Origin of the sequence: Litchfieldia stipae (genome assembly GCF_014837155.1) — a bacterium.
Classification (GTDB): Bacteria; Bacillota; Bacilli; order Bacillales; family Bacillaceae_L; genus Litchfieldia.
Genome location: NZ_JACYHA010000014.1, coordinates 52,884 through 72,091, shown reverse-complemented (window position 1 = coordinate 72,091; position 19,208 = coordinate 52,884). Strand labels below are relative to the sequence as shown.

The following is a 19,208-nucleotide window of genomic DNA, read 5'->3' as shown; positions in this document are numbered from 1 at the left end:
AAAAACAAGGAGGGAAACGTATGACTAAAAATCGTCACCAAGTATTAGGACTAAGTGATAAAAATGTGTTGGAAATGTATGAAACAATGCTACTTGCTAGAAAAATAGATGAGCGTATGTGGCTATTAAATCGTGCAGGGAAAATTCCATTTGTTATTTCGTGCCAAGGTCAAGAGGCTGCTCAAGTTGGTGCAGCATTTGCATTAGATCGTAGCAAGGACTATGTCCTACCTTATTACAGAGATATGGGTGTTGTCCTTGCGTTTGGAATGACTGCTACAGAGTTAATGCTCTCAGGATTTGCAAAGCATGAAGACCCTAATTCTGGAGGTCGACAAATGCCAGGGCATTTCGGTCAAAAGAAGAATCGAATCATTACAGGTTCTTCTCCTGTCACAACACAAGTACCACATGCTGTTGGTGTTGCCTTAGGTGGAAGAATGGAAGGGAAGGATATCGTTTCATTTGTCACCTTTGGTGAAGGCTCATCAAATCAAGGAGACTTTCATGAAGGGGCGAATTACGCAGCAGTTCATAAGCTACCAGTTATCTTCATGTGTGAAAATAATAAATATGCCATTTCAGTTCCTTATGAAAAACAAGTAGCATGTGAGAAAATCTCTGACCGTGCCATCGGTTATGGAATGCCTGGAGTCACAGTTGATGGGAATTGTCCATTAGAGGTCTATGAAGCTGTAAAAGCAGCCGCCGATAGAGGACGCCGTGGTGAAGGTCCAACATTAATTGAAGCCATTTCTTATCGTCTCACACCACATTCATCTGATGATGATGATCGTGCTTACCGTGAGCAGGATGAAGTAGCAGAGGCAAAAAAGAAAGATCCAATCCTTTCATTCCAATCCTACTTAAAGGATGTAGGGGTATTAACTGATGAAATAGATGCACAAATAAACGAACGAATTGCTAAAGAAGTAAATGAGGCGACAGATTATGCAGAAAATGCTGCTTATTCGGAGCCAGAATATGCATTAAAACACGTATATGCGGAATTAGGGGGGGAATAAAATGCCAGTTATTTCTTATATTGATTCAATTACAATGGCGATGCGCGAAGAAATGGAACGAGATTCTAAAGTGTTTGTTTTGGGGGAGGATGTTGGTCGAAAAGGCGGTGTATTCAAAGCGACGAATGGCTTATATAGTCAATTTGGTGAAGAACGTGTAATTGACACACCACTAGCTGAATCTGCTATTGCAGGTGTAGGAATTGGTGCTGCGATGTATGGGATGAGACCTATTGCTGAAATGCAATTTGCAGATTTCATTATGCCTGCTGTGAATCAAATAATCTCTGAGGCTGCGAAGATCCGTTATCGCTCAAACGGCGATTTCCATTGTCCAATTACCATTCGTGCTCCGTATGGTGGGGGCGTACATGGGGCTCTCTATCATTCTCAATCTGTAGAAGCAGTATTTGCCAATCAGCCTGGCTTAAAGATTGTAATGCCCTCAACTCCTTATGATGCCAAGGGATTGTTAAAAGCAGCAATTCGTGACGATGATCCAGTTCTATTCTTTGAACACAAAAGAGCTTATCGATTGATTAAAGGTGAAGTTCCTACTGATGATTATGTTCTACCAATTGGGAAAGCAGATGTGAAACGTCAAGGAGAAGATATCACGGTCATCACATATGGCTTATGTGTTCATTTTGCATTACAGGCAGCAGAACGTCTTGCAAAGGATGGCATTTCTGCTCACATTCTCGATTTGCGAACAGTCTATCCACTTGACCAAGAAGCAATTATCGAAGCTGCACGAAAAACAGGTAAAGTCCTTCTCATTACTGAAGATAATAAAGAAGGAAGTATCATTAGTGAGGTTGCTGCTATTATTGCTGAACATTGCTTATTTGATCTTGATGCACCAATTAAACGCTTAGCAGGTCCAGATGTTCCAGCAATGCCTTATGCACCGACAATGGAAAAGTTCTTTATGGTGAATCCAGATAAAGTTGAAAAAGCAATGCGTGAACTCGCTGCCTTTTAATTGATCGTTATTATTAGGCTGTGTTGAAAATAGGAGGTTTCCAAAAATGACAGTTGAAAAAATTATCATGCCTCAACTAGGTGAAAGTGTCACAGAGGGAACAGTCAGTAAGTGGCTTGTTTCAGTAGGTGATCATGTGAATAAATACGATCCTCTTTTAGAGGTGATGACAGATAAGGTGAACGCCGAGGTTCCATCTTCTTTCACAGGTGTAATTAAGGAATTACTTGCTGAAGAAGGTGATACATTGGAGGTTGGAGCTGTTATTTGTACGATTGACGTTCAAGGTGAAAAGACTGAAGCGAAAGAAGTTGTAGCAGAAGTAACAGAGAAAATTGAACAGGTTCACCCAACTTCATTTGAAACAAGTGACTCAAATAAACAACGTTATTCACCTGCAGTCTTAAGAATTGCCCAAGAGAATCAAATTGATTTAGCACAAGTGAAGGGATCAGGTGCTGGAGGTAGAATAACACGCAAGGATTTACTGAAAATTATCGAAACAGGAGCTATCCCAACAGCTTCAAGGGCGAAGGCTGAATTACAAACTTCTGAGACTTCACAATTAGAAAAACAAATACAGTCATCTGCTCCTTCAGTAAGTAAAACAACAGTTCAAACTGAAACGGGAGATATTGAGATTCCAGTTACTGGTGTTCGTAAAGCTATTGCAGCAAATATGCTTCGCAGTAAACATGAGGCACCACATGCTTGGACGATGGTTGAAGTGGATGTAACTAACTTGGTTAACTATCGAAACTCAGTAAAGAATGATTTCAAGCAACAGGAAGGCTTTAATTTAACCTTCTTTGCTTTCTTTGTAAAATCTGTTGCTCAGAGCTTAAAGGAATTTCCACAAGTGAATTCCATGTGGGCAGGAGAGAAAATCATTCAAAAGAAAGATATTAATATATCGATTGCTGTTGCTACTGAAGATGCCTTGTTTGTCCCGGTAATAAAGCATGCAGATGAAAAAACGATTAAAGGGATAGCAAGGGAAATTACTGAGTTGGCCGGAAAGGCTCGTTCTGGTAAGCTTACAGCTGGTGAGATGCAGGGTGGAACTTTTACTGTAAATAACACGGGCTCATTTGGTTCAGTACAATCCATGGGTATCATCAATTATCCACAAGCAGCCATCCTTCAAGTTGAATCAATTGTAAAACGACCGGTCATCATTGATGGAATGATTGCTGTGCGAGATATGGTTAATCTTTGTTTATCACTTGATCATCGTGTCCTTGATGGGCTGGTCTGTGGTAGGTTCTTAGCAAGAGTGAAAGAAATATTAGAGAACACTTCAAAAGAAACAACATCAATTTATTAACTTAAGCCATTCCCTTCTTCGGAAGGGTTTTTGTTATGATTTTATGAACGGTGGTTCATTTTGCGATTGATAGTTAACGATAGATATACTAAAATGAAAGGGATAAATTGTTTTAATTTTTAAAAATGTAAGCGATTCAAAATCGAAAGGGTGAAATCAGTGATGAAAGAGCTAGGCTCAAATAAAAGGATTTTTCAACCCATTGATGATGAGACATGGCAGAAAGAAGCGATAAAAACATTAAAAGGGGCACCCTTTGAAACTCTTTATACAACTACATATGAAAACATTAAGATAAAACCACTATACACCAAAAGTGATATTGAGAATCCTCATTCACTAGATCATATGCCTGGTGAGAGTCCATTTGTTCGAGGGACCAATTTATTAGGTTATACAGCAAAACCTTGGCTAGTTGCTCAAAAGCTAGATCAAAAAAATCTTAGTATTTTCAATCAAAGCTTAAAAGATGATCTTACAAATGGGCAAACAATGATTCACTTTGAGGTAACGGACTCAGCTAACCCAGCTAGTGGCTTACCTATTTACTCAAATGAGGATTTACTAACAGTGTTTGAGGGCATCAACCTTGAGAAGACCCCATTATTTATAAACACTGGAGCAAATTCTTTACCTTTTTTTACTCTTCTTTTTGATTATTGCAAAGAGAAAAAGGCATTGTTACATGACTTAAAGGGAACAGTCGGGATGGATCCATTATCCGACTTAGTTCGTAATGGAAGCCTTCATTATCAGGTGTCTGCATTGTATGATTCAATGGCTTTTATTACGAAGTGGGCAGAGAAAATGACACCGAATCTAAGTACTATTTTAGTGAACAGTGAACCGTATCATAACGGTGGGGCTAATGCAGTCAGTGAACTTGCCTACTCATTAGCTACTGCGGTCGATTATCTATATGCCTGCATTGAGCGAGGTCTTGATATTGATGAGGTTGCACCTCGTATGATCTTTTCTTTTTCAATCGGTTCTGACTTTTTTATAGAGATTGCGAAATTACGGGCAGCAAAGCGAGTGTGGGCAACAATTGTTGATGCATTTGATGGAAACATGACGAGTCAAAAAATGAGAATTCATGTACAAACCTCAGCTTACACAAAAACTCATTATGACCCTTACGTAAATATGATTCGTTCAACGATTGAAGCATTTGCAGGTGCTATAGGCGGGATAGATAGCATGCATGTTACTGCATATGATGAACAAATTCAATCATCAAAAAGAATCGATTCACGAAGAATGGCAAGAAATATCCAACTCATCTTGCAAGAAGAAGCTTTTCTGACTAATGTTATCGATCCAGCAGGAGGTTCATGGTATATTGAATCATTGACAAATGAACTAGCAGAAAAAGCATATGCTCTCTTTCAAGAGATAGAGAGTTATGGAGGAATGCTAGAGGCGTTAAAAAAAGGGACTCCTCAAAATGATATTGAGACTACAGCTATGAAGAGGAGAGAAAATGTACAGAAAAGAAAGGATAAAATTGTTGGTGTAAATATGTATGCAGATTTAGCTGAGAAGCCAGTTGTGGTCAGACAGACTGAGCGGATTAAGCCAGATCAAATCAAGAGAATAATAGGGTTAGAGGATCGAATGAAAAAGATGATCGTAGAGGCAAATCTGACATCTTATTCAAGTGAAGCTTTACTTAAGTCAACGATTATAGAGGTTCAACCATTAGAAGTTCAAGCCATTAAACAGCATCGTTTAGCAGAAGAATTTGAAACACTTAGGACTTCCTCTGATGCTTTTCTTCTAAAACATGGAACTCGACCTAAAATAGGCTTCATCCATTTAGGTACAATTGCAGCAACTAAGGCAAGGGCCGATTTTGCCACAGGTTTCTTTGAGGCAGGTGGTTTTGAGCTTATCCATTCAGCAGGGCTTTATACTGGGAAAGATGTGAGTGAGTGGATTCATGAGCACCCTCTATCAGCCTATGTATTATGTGGGAAAGATGATATGTATCGAGCCATTGTTATCGATTTAACTCATAAATTAGAAAAAACAAAGATTACTTATTATTTGGTGGGGGATCTATCATTAGAAGATGAAGAAATGTATCGCAGCGCAGGGGTGAAAAGCTTTATTCACTCACAAACGAATTGTTATGAAACATTGTTATCACTTCAACTTGAAATGGGGGTGGCGAGGGATGAAGCGAATTAATTTTTCTAACATCCAATTAAAGCAAGCGGCTCCAAATGGAAATAGTGAAGATGATTGGAGAAAGAAAGTAGAGAGTATGGCTGGAAAATCATTGGATGAGTTGATGTTCCAAACAAATGAACAGATAAAAATCAAGCCACTTTATACGTCAAAAGATAGCGCTAGCAATCCTTATCTTGATACTTTTCCTGGTTTCGCTCCTTTTTTACGCGGACCATATCCAACCATGTATGTTAATAGACCATGGACGATTAGGCAGTATGCAGGATTTTCAACCGCTGAAGAAAGCAATGCATTTTATCGACGCAATTTAGCGATGGGACAAAAGGGGTTATCGGTAGCATTTGATTTGGCCACGCATCGGGGATATGATTCAGATCATCCTCGTGTAATAAGTGATGTTGGTAAAGCAGGAGTGGCAATTGATTCGATTCTTGACATGAAGGTGTTATTTGATGAGATTCCACTTGATCAGATGTCTGTTTCAATGACAATGAATGGAGCGGTTTTACCGATCCTTGCTTTTTATATTGTCACTGCCCAGGAACAAGGGGTGAAGCAAGAACAATTATCTGGAACCATTCAAAATGATATTTTGAAAGAATATATGGTTAGAAATACGTACATCTATCCACCTGAAACATCCATGAGAATCATTGCTGATATTTTAAAGTACACATCAACTCATATGCCAAAGTTTAATAGTATCAGTATTTCAGGCTATCATATGCAAGAAGCGGGAGCACCGGCTGATTTAGAGTTAGCCTATACGTTAGCTGATGGATTGGAGTATGTGCGTACTGGAATAAAGGCAGGAATTGATATTGATTCATTTGCTCCAAGATTATCATTTTTCTGGGGAATCAGCATGAATTATTTTATGGAGATAGCAAAACTGAGAGCTGGACGATTAATCTGGTCTCAAATGATGCAAGACTTTCAGCCGAAAAATCCTAAATCTCTTACACTTCGTGCTCATTCTCAAACATCAGGGTGGAGTTTAACAGAGCAGGATCCATTTAATAATGTAACAAGAACATGTATTGAAGCGATGGCTGCTGCATTAGGGCACACACAATCACTTCATACAAATGCATTAGATGAAGCGATTGCCTTACCGACGGATTTTTCAGCACGAATTGCTAGGAATACGCAATTATATTTGCAAGACGAGTCTGGAATTTGTCGTACAATTGACCCATGGGCAGGTTCATATTTTGTTGAAACACTCACGGCACAATTGGTGGAGAGAGCCTGGAAACATATTGGTGAAATTGAAGAATTGGGCGGTATGGCTAAAGCTATAGAAACTGGCTTACCTAAGATGCGGATTGAAGAGGCTGCTGCACGCAGACAAGCAAAAATAGATAGTGGTAGTGAAACGATTATTGGAGTAAATAAATATCGATTAGCGAATGAAGAACCAATTGATATATTAAGTATTGATAATACGGAAGTTCGGTTTAAGCAAATTGCTAATCTTGAACGTTTAAGAGCAACTAGAGATAATCAAAAAGTGAGAGAAGCTCTAGAGAAGATAACGATTGCAACAGAAAGGAAACAGGGAAATTTATTGGAATTGGCCATTGAAGCAGCACGTGCACGTGCTAGCTTAGGTGAAATCTCCGATGCGATTGAAAAGGTGGCTAGAAGGCATAAGGCAGTCATTCGCTCAATTAGTGGTGTTTACCAGGCTGAATATGATGATCAAAAAGAAATTCTCGAGGTCAGAAGGATTACGGATGAGTTTCATAAGCAGGAGGGGAGACGTCCAAGAATCCTTGTGGCAAAGATGGGGCAAGATGGGCATGACAGAGGAGCTAAAATTATTGCGACAGCATTTGCTGATTTAGGATTTGATGTTGATATCGGTCCTTTATTCCAAACAGCTGAAGAGACCGCTAAGCAAGCTGTTGAAAATGACGTTCACGTAATTGGAATGAGCTCTCTAGCTGCTGGGCATAAAACATTGCTTCCTCAATTAATGACGGAACTTAAGAGATTAGGGCGTGAGGATATCATTGTCGTCATTGGTGGAGTGATTCCAGCTCAGGATTATGATTTCCTTTATAAGAACGGAGCAGCGGCTATATTTGGTCCAGGGACAGTGATTCCGGTGGCTGCAAGAAAAGTAATGGAAGAAATAAAAGCGGTCATTGGTGGATTGGATGTGGACGATTAATGGATAAGGACCATTTCCACTTTGAATCCCATCAGCCAACAAGAAAGCGGAAAAACTTGAGTAAATCAGAGCTTGTAGAAGGTGTGATAAATGGGGATCGAGCGATATTAGCTCGGGCAATCACCTTAGTAGAAAGTGATGCGGTAAAGCATAAACAAAAAGCACAGGAAGTCATTAATGAGCTTTTACCACACACAGGAAATTCAGTTCGGATTGGTATTACTGGTGTACCTGGTGCGGGTAAGAGCACTTTTATAGAGTCGATGGGACAGTATTTATGTAATGAGGGGCATCGTGTCGCTGTGCTAGCGGTGGATCCATCAAGCCAGGTCACTGGAGGTAGTATTTTAGGAGATAAAACTAGAATGGAGATCCTATCGAGGGATCCACGTGCTTTTGTCCGACCTTCTCCTTCAGGAGGTACACTTGGTGGAGTAAGTCGCAAAACGCGTGAAACGATTCTCTTATGTGAAGCAGCCGGCTTTGATATCATTCTGATCGAAACCATCGGTGTTGGTCAAAGTGAAGTAGTGGTTAGAAATATGGTTGATTTTTTTCTATTACTCACTTTAACAGGAGCGGGGGATGAATTACAAGCAATGAAAAAAGGGGTCGTTGAAATCACTGATGCAATTGTTATTCATAAAGCGGACAATGACAATAAGCAAAGGGCATTAATGGAAATGGAAGAATATAATCAAATACTCCATTATATGAAACCAATGACCCCTGGATGGACGGTCCGTGCCTTTACGGCATCAAGCCTTCTTGGAGAAGGAATTGCAGATTTAAAGAAAGTGATTGATCAATTTGTTGAAGGTACAAAAAATAGTGGTTTCTTTGAAGAAAGACGAAAGACGCAGCTTAAGGACTGGGTATATTCTATGATTAGAGAGGAATTGGAACAGAGGTTTTTCTCGAATTCTATCGTACAAACAGAATTGCCGCGGTTAGAGCATGAAGTTTTTCAAGGGAGGATAATCGCCTCAAGTGCTGTTGATGAAATATTCAAAATCTATGAAGAAGATAAAAAAAAGTGAAGGAAAGAAAACTTTCCTTCCATCTAGGGAGTTTTAGGGGTATGAATCTAGATGTATTAATATCTTACCCTGCTTAATAAAATTTTAAACATAAAATAGTCATCATTTATTTTAAATGATTCCCAGACTTCAAAATTGAATTTTATAAGGTGATATTGATATGATAGAATGAGATGGAGGATTAAGAAACCTACTATGTTTTCTACTTAAGGAGAGATAATGATGAGTATTGATTTTAATATGTTTATGAACGATATTGTTGTTCAAGCTCGTAAGGAAATTGTCGAGGCTGGCTACACAGAATTAAAATCTGCTGAAGAAGTGGATGATGTTCTAACAAAGAAGGGTACAACATTAGTAATGGTTAATTCAGTTTGTGGATGTGCAGGTGGTATTGCAAGACCAGCAGCTGCAAGTGCGATCCATTTCGATAAGCGTCCAGATCAGCTAGTTACTGTATTTGCTGGACAAGATAAAGAAGCGACAGAAAAAGCTAGATCTTATTTTGAAGGTTATCCACCATCATCTCCATCATTTGCATTACTGAAAGATGGAAAAATCTTAACAATGGTAGAGCGTCACGAAATTGAAGGACATGACCCAATGTCTGTTGTATCTAAGCTTCAACAAGCATTTGATGAGTATTGTGAAGAAGTATAAACACTTATTTAAGGAAGTCATTTGACTTCTTTTTTTTTGTTCTTGTAAAAATCATCACTTTGATGTTGTAGTTCTAATTCTTGATACGTATAATGATACACGTACATGACAGTTCACTTTTAGGAGTTGGAATATGTTTAAGATTGGTTATCGAACAATTAAGACTGCAATTGGAGCCGCATTAGCTATTGCACTAGCTCAATTATTGAATTTGGAGTTTTATACATCTGCGGGGATATTAACGATTCTATGTGTTCAGGTAACTAAGAAGAAATCACTTAGAAGCTCGTTGGATCGCTTGATTGCCTGCTTTTTAGGAATGTTATTTTCTTTTGTCTTTTTTGAGTTAATTGGGTATTACGCAATATCTGTTGGATTGCTTCTGCTCTTCTTAATACCTACTATTGTTAAATTTAAAGCGACTGAAGGTGTCGCCTCTAGCTCCGTTATTATCCTACATATCTTTTCAACTGGAAATTTCACCTTCGATTTACTTTTAAACGAAATCGCTATTGTTTTTATCGGAATTGGAGTTGCTTTGATTGTTAATTTATACATGCCAAGTGTTGAAAAGAATTTAAAGGAATATCAAGTACAGCTAGAAGTTCAATTTGGGAAGATTTTCAAAGAAATGGTTAGCTACTTAAGGACAGGTGAGAGTAGTTGGGATGGAAAAGAAATCACTGAGACAGAAGAACTTTTGCAGAAAGCAAAAAGTCTGGCCTTTAGAGATGTGGAGAATCACTTCTCAAAATTAGAAAATAATTATTATCATTATTTCAGAATGCGTGAAAAGCAGTTTGAAATCCTTGAACGAATGCTACCGATTGTTACTTCTATTACTCATTCGGTTGAGCAAGGTGAAATTATTGCTGATTTTATTGAGGAAGTGAGTGACTCGATTCATCCAGGGAATACGGCTATACAGTTTTTAAAGAAGCTAGGGCAAATGAGAAAGAGCTTCGAAGCTATGGAGCTTCCTACATCTAGAGAAGAATTTGAAGCAAGAGCTGGTCTTTTGCAATTTCTTAATGAAATGGAGCACTATTTAATTATTAAGCAATCCTTTAAAGGGCTAAGCTGAAGGGTGTGTCTCAAGGAGGCAGGTTGTTAAAATAGAAAAGGGAGGTTTATTCCATCTTTGGTGATGTGAATAGCCTCCTTTTTTTATGGTCTTATCCTTGATTTCATTGTTTAAAGAAACATACTTGCTCCAGCTAATAAAGACGTTATTAGCATTGTAGCAATCATTAAATAGACAACGAATTTTTGTGTTTTTCGGGACATGATTTTATACCCTCCCATATTTATTTCATTACCATATATTTTAACGTGAATGAGTGAAATGAACAAGCCATTTTACGGTATATTCACTGTAACTATTTCACAAAAAGTACACATTTTTCATCTGTTCATGGTAAAATAAAATGAACAAATGTTTCGCAATATTTAAAATGTTAACGCTTACTAAAAAGAGGCGAGTATTGATTCGCTAAGTAGGAGGTTATCTTTGTTTTGATCAAAAAAGTGGATCATATTGGTATTGCTGTCAAATCGTTGAAAGAGTCTCTTCACTTTTATACAGAGGTTCTTAAACTTTCGTTAGAACGGATAGAGGAAGTTGAATCAGAGAAGGTTCTTGTCGCTTTTTTATCAATTGGAGAAATCAAGATTGAATTACTTGAGCCTACGTCAGAGGAGAGTGTCATTGCAAGGTTTATTGATAAACATGGTGAAGGTGTTCATCATGTTGCTCTTGGTGTGGATTCAATTAATGAACGAATTCAACAGTTGAAGACCGAAGGAATCAAGATGATTCATGAAACTGCCAAAATAGGAGCAGGTGGAGCAAGTATTGCCTTCATGCATCCTAAATCAACAGGAAATGTCCTTTTTGAATTATGCGAGAAAAAGATGAAGGGGGCAGAACCTAATGGTTGATATTTATCAGAAAATCAATGAGCTCTATGATCGCAGGCTTGAAATTGAACTTGGTGGTGGAGACGAGAAAATTGAGAAGCAGCATCAAAAAGGGAAATTAACTGCTAGAGAACGAATCGATCTTTTGTTAGATGAGGGAACCTTTGTTGAATTAAATCCTTTTATCGAGCATCGCTGCACAGATTTTGGACTCCAGCAAAAGAAAGGTCCAGGTGATGGTGTCGTTACTGGATATGGAAAGGTGGACGGACGTCCAGTCTATTTATTTTCACAGGATTTCACCGTTTTCGGTGGTGCTCTTGGTGAGATGCATGCGAAGAAGATTTCAAATGTCATGGATATGGCTGCTAGAAATGGAGCACCTATTATTGGATTAAATGATTCAGGTGGAGCTAGAATTCAAGAAGGAGTCCTGTCACTTGATGGGTATGGACATATCTTTTACCGCAATGCAATCTATTCAGGTGTCATTCCGCAAATTTCCGTGATCATGGGTCCTTGTGCTGGTGGAGCAGTCTACTCTCCAGCGATTACTGATTTCGTTTTTATGGTTGAAAAAACTAGTCAAATGTTTATTACTGGACCAAAAGTGATTGAAACTGTAACTGGTGAGAAAATTAGCTCAGAAGATCTTGGTGGTGCAAAGGTACATAATACAATAAGTGGAAATGCTCATTTTTCTGGGAAGTCAGAGGAAGAAGTGTTAGCTGAGGTTAGAAGACTAATAAGCTATTTACCTCAAAGCTATCAAGAAAAGCCACCACTGCTCGAACCTTCATCAAATGAAGATGAGTATCGTCCTAATTTAACAGATATCGTCCCATTTGACTCTACTAGACCTTATGATATTAGAAAGGTGATTGAAGAGGTTGTTGACCGAGATTCATTTATGGAGATTCAAAAGGATTTCGCTAAGAATATTGTTATCGGTTTAGCAAGGATGAAAGGTGAAGTGATTGGTCTTGTATGTAATCAGCCTAAGTGGATGGCAGGAGGGTTAGATATTGATTCATCTGACAAAGCTTCTCGGTTTATAAGGTTCTGTGATTCTTTTAATATTCCATTAATTACATTTGAGGATGTGACTGGATTTTTCCCTGGCATTAAGCAGGAGCATGGTGGAATTATCCGACATGGAGCGAAGATTTTGTATTCATATTCAGAGGCAACAGTCCCTAAGATAACAGTGATCTTAAGGAAAGCTTATGGTGGTGCCTATGTGGCACTTAATAGTAAATCGATTGGTGCTGACTTAGTATTTGCCTGGCCAAATGCAGAAATCGCAGTAATGGGACCTCTTGGGGCAGCAAATATTATTTTCACGAAGGAAATTAATGAAAGTGATGACCCAGAGCGTGTGAGACAAGAGAAAATTGAAGAATACCGTGAGAAGTTTGCGAATCCATTTATTGCTGCAAAGCAAGGAATGGTTGACGATGTGATTGATCCAAGAGAAACACGAATGAAATTAATTCAAGCATTAGAAATGCTTAGAAATAAAGAAGAAACAAGACCAAAAAAGAAGCATGGGAATATCCCATTATAGAAATAAAAAAGGATGTTTTCTCAAAGTTTGTTGTTTTTTGAGGTGAATTAATTGAGAATTGATTTCTAGCAGTCTGAATACACGGGGGACTCCCGTGGGACTAGTAGGCTCCCACAGGACGCGGAGTGTATTCAGGCTTCGGTATCACAAGCAACAATATATACGAAAACAGCCATAAAAAAAGATCATTCAAAAACAGATGGAGACTGAGCATCTGTTTTTGTTATTGTAGACTCATTATTGGCTTTTAGAATCATTGTTATGGTAGTCTAAAAGGAAGAGCTTTTTATAATTGGAGGTACATACATATGGTAAATCAAGATCGAATAGTTGAAGAATTCCTAGAATTGGTTCAAATTGACTCAGAAACAAAATTTGAAGCTGAGATTGCAATGGTGTTAAAAGAAAAGTTCACTTCACTAGGTGTTGAGGTAGTTGAAGATGAAACGACTTCTGTCACAGGACATGGTGCTGGAAATTTAATTTGCACGTTACCTGCTACAAAAGAGGGCGTTGACCCAATTTACTTCACTTCTCATATGGATACAGTTGTTCCGGGAAAAGGAATTAAGCCATCGATTAAGGATGGGTATGTTATCACGGATGGAACTACAATCTTAGGGGCAGATGACAAAGCAGGTCTTGCTGCGATGTTAGAGGCTATTAGATTACTTAAGGAAAATAAGATTGAGCATGGAACGATTGAGTTTATCATCACAGTTGGTGAGGAATCTGGACTGGTTGGTGCAAAAGCACTTGATCCTAAGCTTATCACAGCTAAATTCGGCTTTGCCCTAGACAGTGATGGCAAGGTTGGGAACATTATCGTTGCTGCTCCTACGCAAGCAAAGGTAAAAGCGATTATTCATGGAAAAACAGCTCATGCTGGTGTTGCGCCTGAAAAAGGAGTTTCTGCAATCACGATTGCGGCAAAATCAATTGCCAAAATGTCATTAGGGCGTATCGATGAGGAGACTACTGCGAATATCGGCAGGTTCGAAGGCGGAACGCAAACAAATATTGTCTGTGATCGAGTGGATATACTAGCAGAAGCTCGTTCACTTGTGCCTGAAAAAATGGAAGCTCAGGTTCAGCAAATGAAGGAAGCCTACGAAGCAACAGCTGCTCAAATGGGTGGAAGTGCTGATGTTGAAATAACGGTGATGTATCCAGGATTTAAGTTTGCTGATGGAGATCATGTTGTAGAGGTTGCGAAGCGAGCAGCAGCAAAAATCGGGCGTCCAAGCGAATTACTCCAAAGTGGTGGTGGAAGTGATGCAAATGTCATTGCTGGCCATGGCATCCCAACCGTCAATTTAGCCGTTGGATATGAAGACATTCATACAACAAATGAAAAAATGCCAATTGAGGAGCTTGTTAAATTGACAGAAATGGTTGTTGCGATTATCGAGGACGTGGCAACAAATAATTAATATGAGAAAAAGCGGTTATCTAAGGATAGCTGCTTTTTTAAGTAACTGCCTGAAAGTTATCCATATGTATCGTTTCATTGATGGTGATAAAATAATGGTATCAATTGATTGGGGGTGTAGTCGATGAAGAACATGTATCCAAGAAACGGCCGAGTGATTCTGCATGTCGATATGAATAGCTTTTATGCTTCTGTTGAAATGGCTTATGATCCAACTCTTCGTGGCAAAGCGCTTGCGATTGCCGGTAATGTTGAAGAAAGACGTGGGATTATTATTACCTGTAGCTATGAAGCTAGAAAGCTAGGGGTAAAGACAACGATGCCACTTTGGGAGGCAAAAAGACTCTGCCCCCATTTAACAATTATCAAGCCTAATTTTGAGCGCTATCGAAAGGCCTCTCTTGCGATGTTTGAATTCTTGAGAAGCTATACCCCTATGGTAGAGCCTGTGTCAGTTGATGAAGGTTATATGGATATTACGGAGTGCTTTGAAGCCGGTTCACCAATTGAGCTCGCTCAAGATATTCAAACAAAGCTGTTTGAACAATTAAAGCTACCTTGTAGTATAGGGATTGCCCCGAATAAGTTTCTAGCAAAAATGGCCTCTGAGATGAAAAAACCAATGGGGATCACCATTCTTAGAAAGCGTGATGTTCCACATGTGCTTTGGCCGCTTCCAGTAGGAGAAATGCATGGGATTGGAAGTAAGACAGCTGAAAAATTAAGTGGTATTGGCATTCATACTATTGGTGATCTAGCAAAAGGGAACGATGTACAACTGAAGACGCTTCTAGGAATAAATGGGGAAAGACTATTGAAACGAGCCAATGGCATCGATAATCGGCCTGTTGACCCAGATAGTATTTCAGACTTCAAAAGCATTGGGAATTCTACAACCTTGCCGCAAGACACGACTAACCTTGATGAGTTATATGCAGTCATTAGACGATTGTCGCTCTCTGTTTCGAATCGAATTCGGCGGAAACATATGTTGACTACCAATGTGCAGCTTACAATTAGAGATTATAATCGAAAGACAATCACCAGAAGTAGAAAGCTTTCAAATCCTATAGACTCAGAAGAGGATATTTATAAGGCTGCTCTTCAATTATGGAAGCAGCATTGGAATGAAGAGGCGGTTCGTTTAATTGGGGTCACTGCACAAGATTTAGTTGAAAAAGGGGAAGCCTATAAACAGCTTGACTTGTTTTCATTCGAGAGTGATGCAAAAAAAGAACCGTTGATGAAGGTCATGGATCAATTGATGAAAAAATATGGAGCCAACATTGTGAAAAAAGGGATTACACAAATGGAAGAACAAAATTTTGGGGACAATAATCATGGAACAAGCTTTGAGAAGGATTTTTTAAGTGATATAAATAAAAAGAAAGATTCGGAACGTTAAAAGGTGACAGTATCAAAGAAATTTGCTAAAGTAAAGGGTATTATGCTTTATTAAATGAGCGCAAGAAAGGAAGTAGGATTATGGCAAAACAACAAATTGGAGTCGTTGGTTTAGCAGTAATGGGAAAAAACTTAGCTTTCAATATTGAAAGCAGAGGGTATTCAGTATCAGTTTACAATCGTTCTTCTGAAAAAACAGAAGAAGTGCTAAAGGAAGCAGCTGGGAAGAATTTAATTGGTACATATAGTGTTGAAGAATTTGTTAACTCACTTGAGTCACCAAGAAAAATTTTACTAATGGTAAAAGCTGGAGCAGCAACTGATGCGACAATTGAAGCACTAAAGCCTCACTTAGATAAAGGTGATATTCTTATCGACGGTGGAAATACATATTTTGTTGATACACAACGTAGAAACAAGGAGTTAGAAGAGGCTGGAATCCATTTCATCGGTACAGGTGTTTCTGGTGGAGAAGAGGGAGCACTTAAAGGTCCTTCAATTATGCCTGGTGGTCAAAAAGAAGCCTATGATTTGGTTGAACCCATTTTAAAAGACATCTCGGCAAAGGTAGATGGTGATGCTTGCTGTACGTATATCGGTCCAGATGGAGCAGGTCATTATGTGAAAATGGTGCATAATGGGATTGAATATGGTGATATGCAATTAATATCTGAGGCTTATTTCTTAATGAAGCAGGTGCTAGGTTTGTCAGCAGAGGAGCTTCATGAAATTTTTGCTGAATGGAACAAAGGTGAATTAGATAGCTATCTGATTGAAATTACGGCTGATATCTTCACAAAGATGGATGAAGAAACAGGCAAGCCACTAGTTGACCTTATTCTAGATACTGCTGGACAAAAAGGGACTGGAAAATGGACAAGCCAAAGTGCATTAGACCTTGGTGTACCACTTCCAATCATTACAGAATCTGTTTTTGCTCGTTTTATTTCTGCAATGAAAGATGAGCGTGTAAAGGCAAGTAAAATTCTAAGTGGACCAGCTGCAAAGCCTTATGAGGGTGATAAAGCGGCATTGATCGAGTCAGTTCGTAAAGCGTTATACATGAGCAAAATTTGTTCATACGCACAAGGATTTGCTCAAATGAAGGCTGCTTCTGAGGAATATAATTGGAACTTAAGCTATGGTGAAATTGCTATGATCTTTAGAGGTGGTTGTATCATTCGTGCAGCATTCCTACAAAAAATCAAAGATGCATATGACCGTGAAGCTAATCTTTCTAACCTTTTACTTGATCCTTACTTCAAGGAGATTGTTGAAAGCTACCAAGGTTCATTACGTGAGATTCTAGGTGTTGCTATCGCTAATGGTATTCCTGTACCATCATTCTCTAGTGCATTAGCTTACTTTGATAGCTACCGTACTGAAACGTTACCTGCGAACCTTCTTCAGGCACAAAGAGATTATTTTGGTGCACATACGTACCAACGTATTGATAAAGAAGGCGTGTTCCACACAGAGTGGATGGAGAAATAAGAGCATAATAGAAGGAGCAGTTGGAGAAATCTAGCTGTTCTTTTTTGTACAAAAAAACCTCACTCATGCCACTTAGTTATGAGTGAGGTTTGCTATTTGTTTATTTTTCGAAATCAGATAATGGCCACCAATGATCACCATTTTTAGCAAGTAGGTCATCAGCTGCTTTTGGTCCCATTGAACCAGCAGGGTAGTTAGGGAAATCTGTGGTAATTTGACTTTCCCACACGGAGGAAATTGGATCAACAAAGCTCCATGATAAGGATACTTCATCCCAGTGAGTAAAGTTTGTTGCGTCTCCACGGATACAATCGTAAATTAGTTTCTCGTAAGCTTCAGGTGTGTTTATTCCATCAATTGAGTTATTACTAAAGTCCAATTGAACAGGTTGTGTTTCTTGACCAGATTTCTTCACATTTAGATGCAAGGTAATACCTTCTTCTGGTTGAATATGAATGACGAGAAGGTTTGGATTCTGGATTTGTTCATTTACACCTTTTTTATAGTAAAGGTTCATTGGAATGTCTTTAAATTGAACAACAATTTTTGTTGATTTTGTTGCCATTCTTTTTCCCGTACGGATATAGAATGGTACACCAGCCCATCTAAAATTATCGATCATTAGTTTACCAGCAACATAGGTCTCAGTGATTGATTGTGGATCAACATTGTTTTCTTCTCTATATCCTTTTACCGGGGAATCATTAACTGTCCCTGGTCCATATTGTCCGCGAACAAAATAATCATCAACATTACTAGCATCCACTGGTCTTAACGCACGAAGTACTTTAATCTTTTCACTACGAATTTCCTCAGTTGTTAATTTAATTGGTGGTTCCATTGCAAGGAGAGAAACCATTTGTAGCATATGATTTTGTACCATATCGCGAATGGCTCCAGATTTCTCATAATAGCCTCCACGGTCTTCTACACCAAGCACTTCACTTGAGGTGATTTGAATATTTGATATATAACGGTTATTCCAAAGCGGTTCAAAGATCGCATTTGCAAATCGAATGACTTCAATATTTTGAACCATTTCCTTCCCAAGATAGTGATCAATACGGTAGATTTGATCTTCATTAAAGGCATGACGAATTTGATCATTAAGCTGTTGCGCGGAAGGGTGATTGTGACCAAAGGGCTTCTCGATTACTAGGCGGCTATACCCGTTTGTTTTCGTTAGACCTTCTTTCTTCAGATGCTCTGCAATCGTACCAAAGAATTCAGGTGCCATTGCTAAATAGAAAATACGGTTACCTTCAGTATGATATGTTTCATCTAGAGATTCTAATAATTGATTTAGCTCTTGATAAGAGGCTGTATTCGTTACATCAAATGGATGATAGTAGAAATGATTTGAGAAATGTTCAGCATTCTCACAGCTCTCATCAACCTTTGATACAGAATCAATTACGTTATTACGAAACTCTTCATTTGTAAGTGGTCTTCTTGCTACACCAACAACGGCAAAGTTTTCAGATATCTTCCCTTTTTTAAATAGACGATAGATTGAAGGGAATAGCTTTCTTTTGGCTAAATCTCCAGTAGCCCCAAAAATGACAATTGTTGTTTTAGGTTTTGTGTATGTATTCACGAATAGTACCTCACTTTATTCATGCTTGATTATTTTAAAATTATATCCTATACAAATAGTTAATTTTAGCTCTTTATGATAGGTAAATCAAACATTTACGTATATTTGTTAGAAATTTTTAAAATTTGGCGTTATAATCCAATGAATTGTTAATAAATTCTTCATTAGTGTTACCTTTTATCATGATTAATACTTACGACATAGTGCTTAATCACGTTGGAATCGATTTCGTTGTTTGTGAAATCATTCCTTCATAGGGTAAAATGAGTTCATGTCTTTATATAACTATGAAGGATTTTTTTAACAGTTCTTTTTAGTTTATACATTTTTTTTGATGGTTTCAATCATCTTGTTTGATTGTTTTGGTAAAGGGGGATAAAAA

15 protein-coding genes are annotated in these 19,208 nt (G+C 38.4%); 13 read left to right on the top strand and 2 right to left on the bottom strand.

Going from position 1 to position 19,208, the window contains the following annotated elements:
• The first annotated feature begins 20 nt into the window (after positions 1-20).
• From F7888_RS15690 to F7888_RS15655, 8 genes are all read left to right on the top strand, one after another.
• On the top strand, positions 21-1,025 hold the full coding sequence (locus F7888_RS15690) for a thiamine pyrophosphate-dependent dehydrogenase E1 component subunit alpha (protein WP_191781065.1): 1,005 nt from the start codon (positions 21-23) through the stop codon (positions 1,023-1,025).
• 1 nt (position 1,026) lies between these two features.
• Positions 1,027-2,010 carry an alpha-ketoacid dehydrogenase subunit beta gene (locus F7888_RS15685; RefSeq protein ID WP_191781063.1) on the top strand — a complete coding sequence of 328 codons (984 nt, stop codon included), beginning with the start codon at positions 1,027-1,029 and terminating at the stop codon, positions 2,008-2,010.
• A gap of 46 nt (positions 2,011-2,056) precedes the next feature.
• On the top strand, positions 2,057-3,337 hold the full coding sequence (locus F7888_RS15680) for a dihydrolipoamide acetyltransferase family protein (protein ID WP_191781061.1): 1,281 nt from the start codon (positions 2,057-2,059) through the stop codon (positions 3,335-3,337).
• Positions 3,338-3,499: 162 nt separating this feature from the next.
• Entirely contained in the window at positions 3,500-5,530 is a 2,031-nt protein-coding gene (locus tag F7888_RS15675; RefSeq protein ID WP_225228837.1) for a methylmalonyl-CoA mutase family protein, read from the top strand.
• Positions 5,517-7,712 (top strand): methylmalonyl-CoA mutase, encoded by a 2,196-nt coding sequence (scpA, locus tag F7888_RS15670; RefSeq protein ID WP_191781058.1) that lies wholly within the window; start codon positions 5,517-5,519, stop codon positions 7,710-7,712. The genes F7888_RS15675 and scpA overlap by 14 nt, the downstream gene beginning before the upstream one ends.
• Complete coding sequence (gene meaB, locus F7888_RS15665; protein ID WP_191781056.1) at positions 7,712-8,752, top strand: methylmalonyl Co-A mutase-associated GTPase MeaB; 1,041 nt, start codon at positions 7,712-7,714, stop codon at positions 8,750-8,752. Before scpA ends, meaB begins: the two co-directional genes overlap by 1 nt.
• A gap of 222 nt (positions 8,753-8,974) precedes the next feature.
• Positions 8,975-9,412, top strand: a complete 438-nt coding sequence (locus F7888_RS15660; RefSeq protein ID WP_191781054.1) for a BrxA/BrxB family bacilliredoxin — start codon at positions 8,975-8,977, stop codon at positions 9,410-9,412.
• A gap of 133 nt (positions 9,413-9,545) precedes the next feature.
• A complete protein-coding gene (locus F7888_RS15655; RefSeq protein ID WP_191781052.1) occupies positions 9,546-10,496 on the top strand; it encodes an aromatic acid exporter family protein in 951 nt (316 codons plus the stop codon).
• A gap of 110 nt (positions 10,497-10,606) precedes the next feature.
• On the opposite strand, the gene prli42 is transcribed toward F7888_RS15655, so the two are convergent.
• Positions 10,607-10,699: a stressosome-associated protein Prli42 gene (gene prli42 / locus F7888_RS15650; protein WP_191781050.1), complete on the bottom strand. Its 93-nt coding sequence runs from the start codon at positions 10,697-10,699 to the stop codon at positions 10,607-10,609.
• A gap of 228 nt (positions 10,700-10,927) precedes the next feature.
• Here prli42 and mce point away from each other — a divergent pair, with 228 nt between their 5' ends.
• The 5 genes from mce to gndA all read left to right on the top strand — a co-directional run bounded on the left by mce (position 10,928) and on the right by gndA (position 17,229).
• Complete coding sequence (gene mce / locus F7888_RS15645) at positions 10,928-11,353, top strand: methylmalonyl-CoA epimerase (protein ID WP_191781048.1); 426 nt, start codon at positions 10,928-10,930, stop codon at positions 11,351-11,353.
• Positions 11,346-12,899 (top strand): acyl-CoA carboxylase subunit beta, encoded by a 1,554-nt coding sequence (locus F7888_RS15640; protein WP_191781046.1) that lies wholly within the window; start codon positions 11,346-11,348, stop codon positions 12,897-12,899. Before mce ends, F7888_RS15640 begins: the two co-directional genes overlap by 8 nt.
• Positions 12,900-13,207: 308 nt before the next feature.
• Positions 13,208-14,332, top strand: coding sequence for a tripeptidase T (locus F7888_RS15635; protein ID WP_191781044.1), 1,125 nt, complete (start codon positions 13,208-13,210; stop codon positions 14,330-14,332).
• 123 nt (positions 14,333-14,455) lie between these two features.
• Complete coding sequence (locus tag F7888_RS15630) at positions 14,456-15,736, top strand: DNA polymerase IV (RefSeq protein WP_191781042.1); 1,281 nt, start codon at positions 14,456-14,458, stop codon at positions 15,734-15,736.
• 80 nt (positions 15,737-15,816) lie between these two features.
• A complete protein-coding gene (gene gndA, locus F7888_RS15625; protein ID WP_191781040.1) occupies positions 15,817-17,229 on the top strand; it encodes an NADP-dependent phosphogluconate dehydrogenase in 1,413 nt (470 codons plus the stop codon).
• A 100-nt stretch (positions 17,230-17,329) separates the two neighbouring features.
• Here the strand turns inward: gndA and zwf are convergent, their stop codons facing one another.
• Positions 17,330-18,826, bottom strand: a complete 1,497-nt coding sequence (gene zwf / locus F7888_RS15620) for a glucose-6-phosphate dehydrogenase (RefSeq protein WP_191781038.1) — start codon at positions 18,824-18,826, stop codon at positions 17,330-17,332.
• Positions 18,827-19,208: the final 382 nt, after the last annotated feature.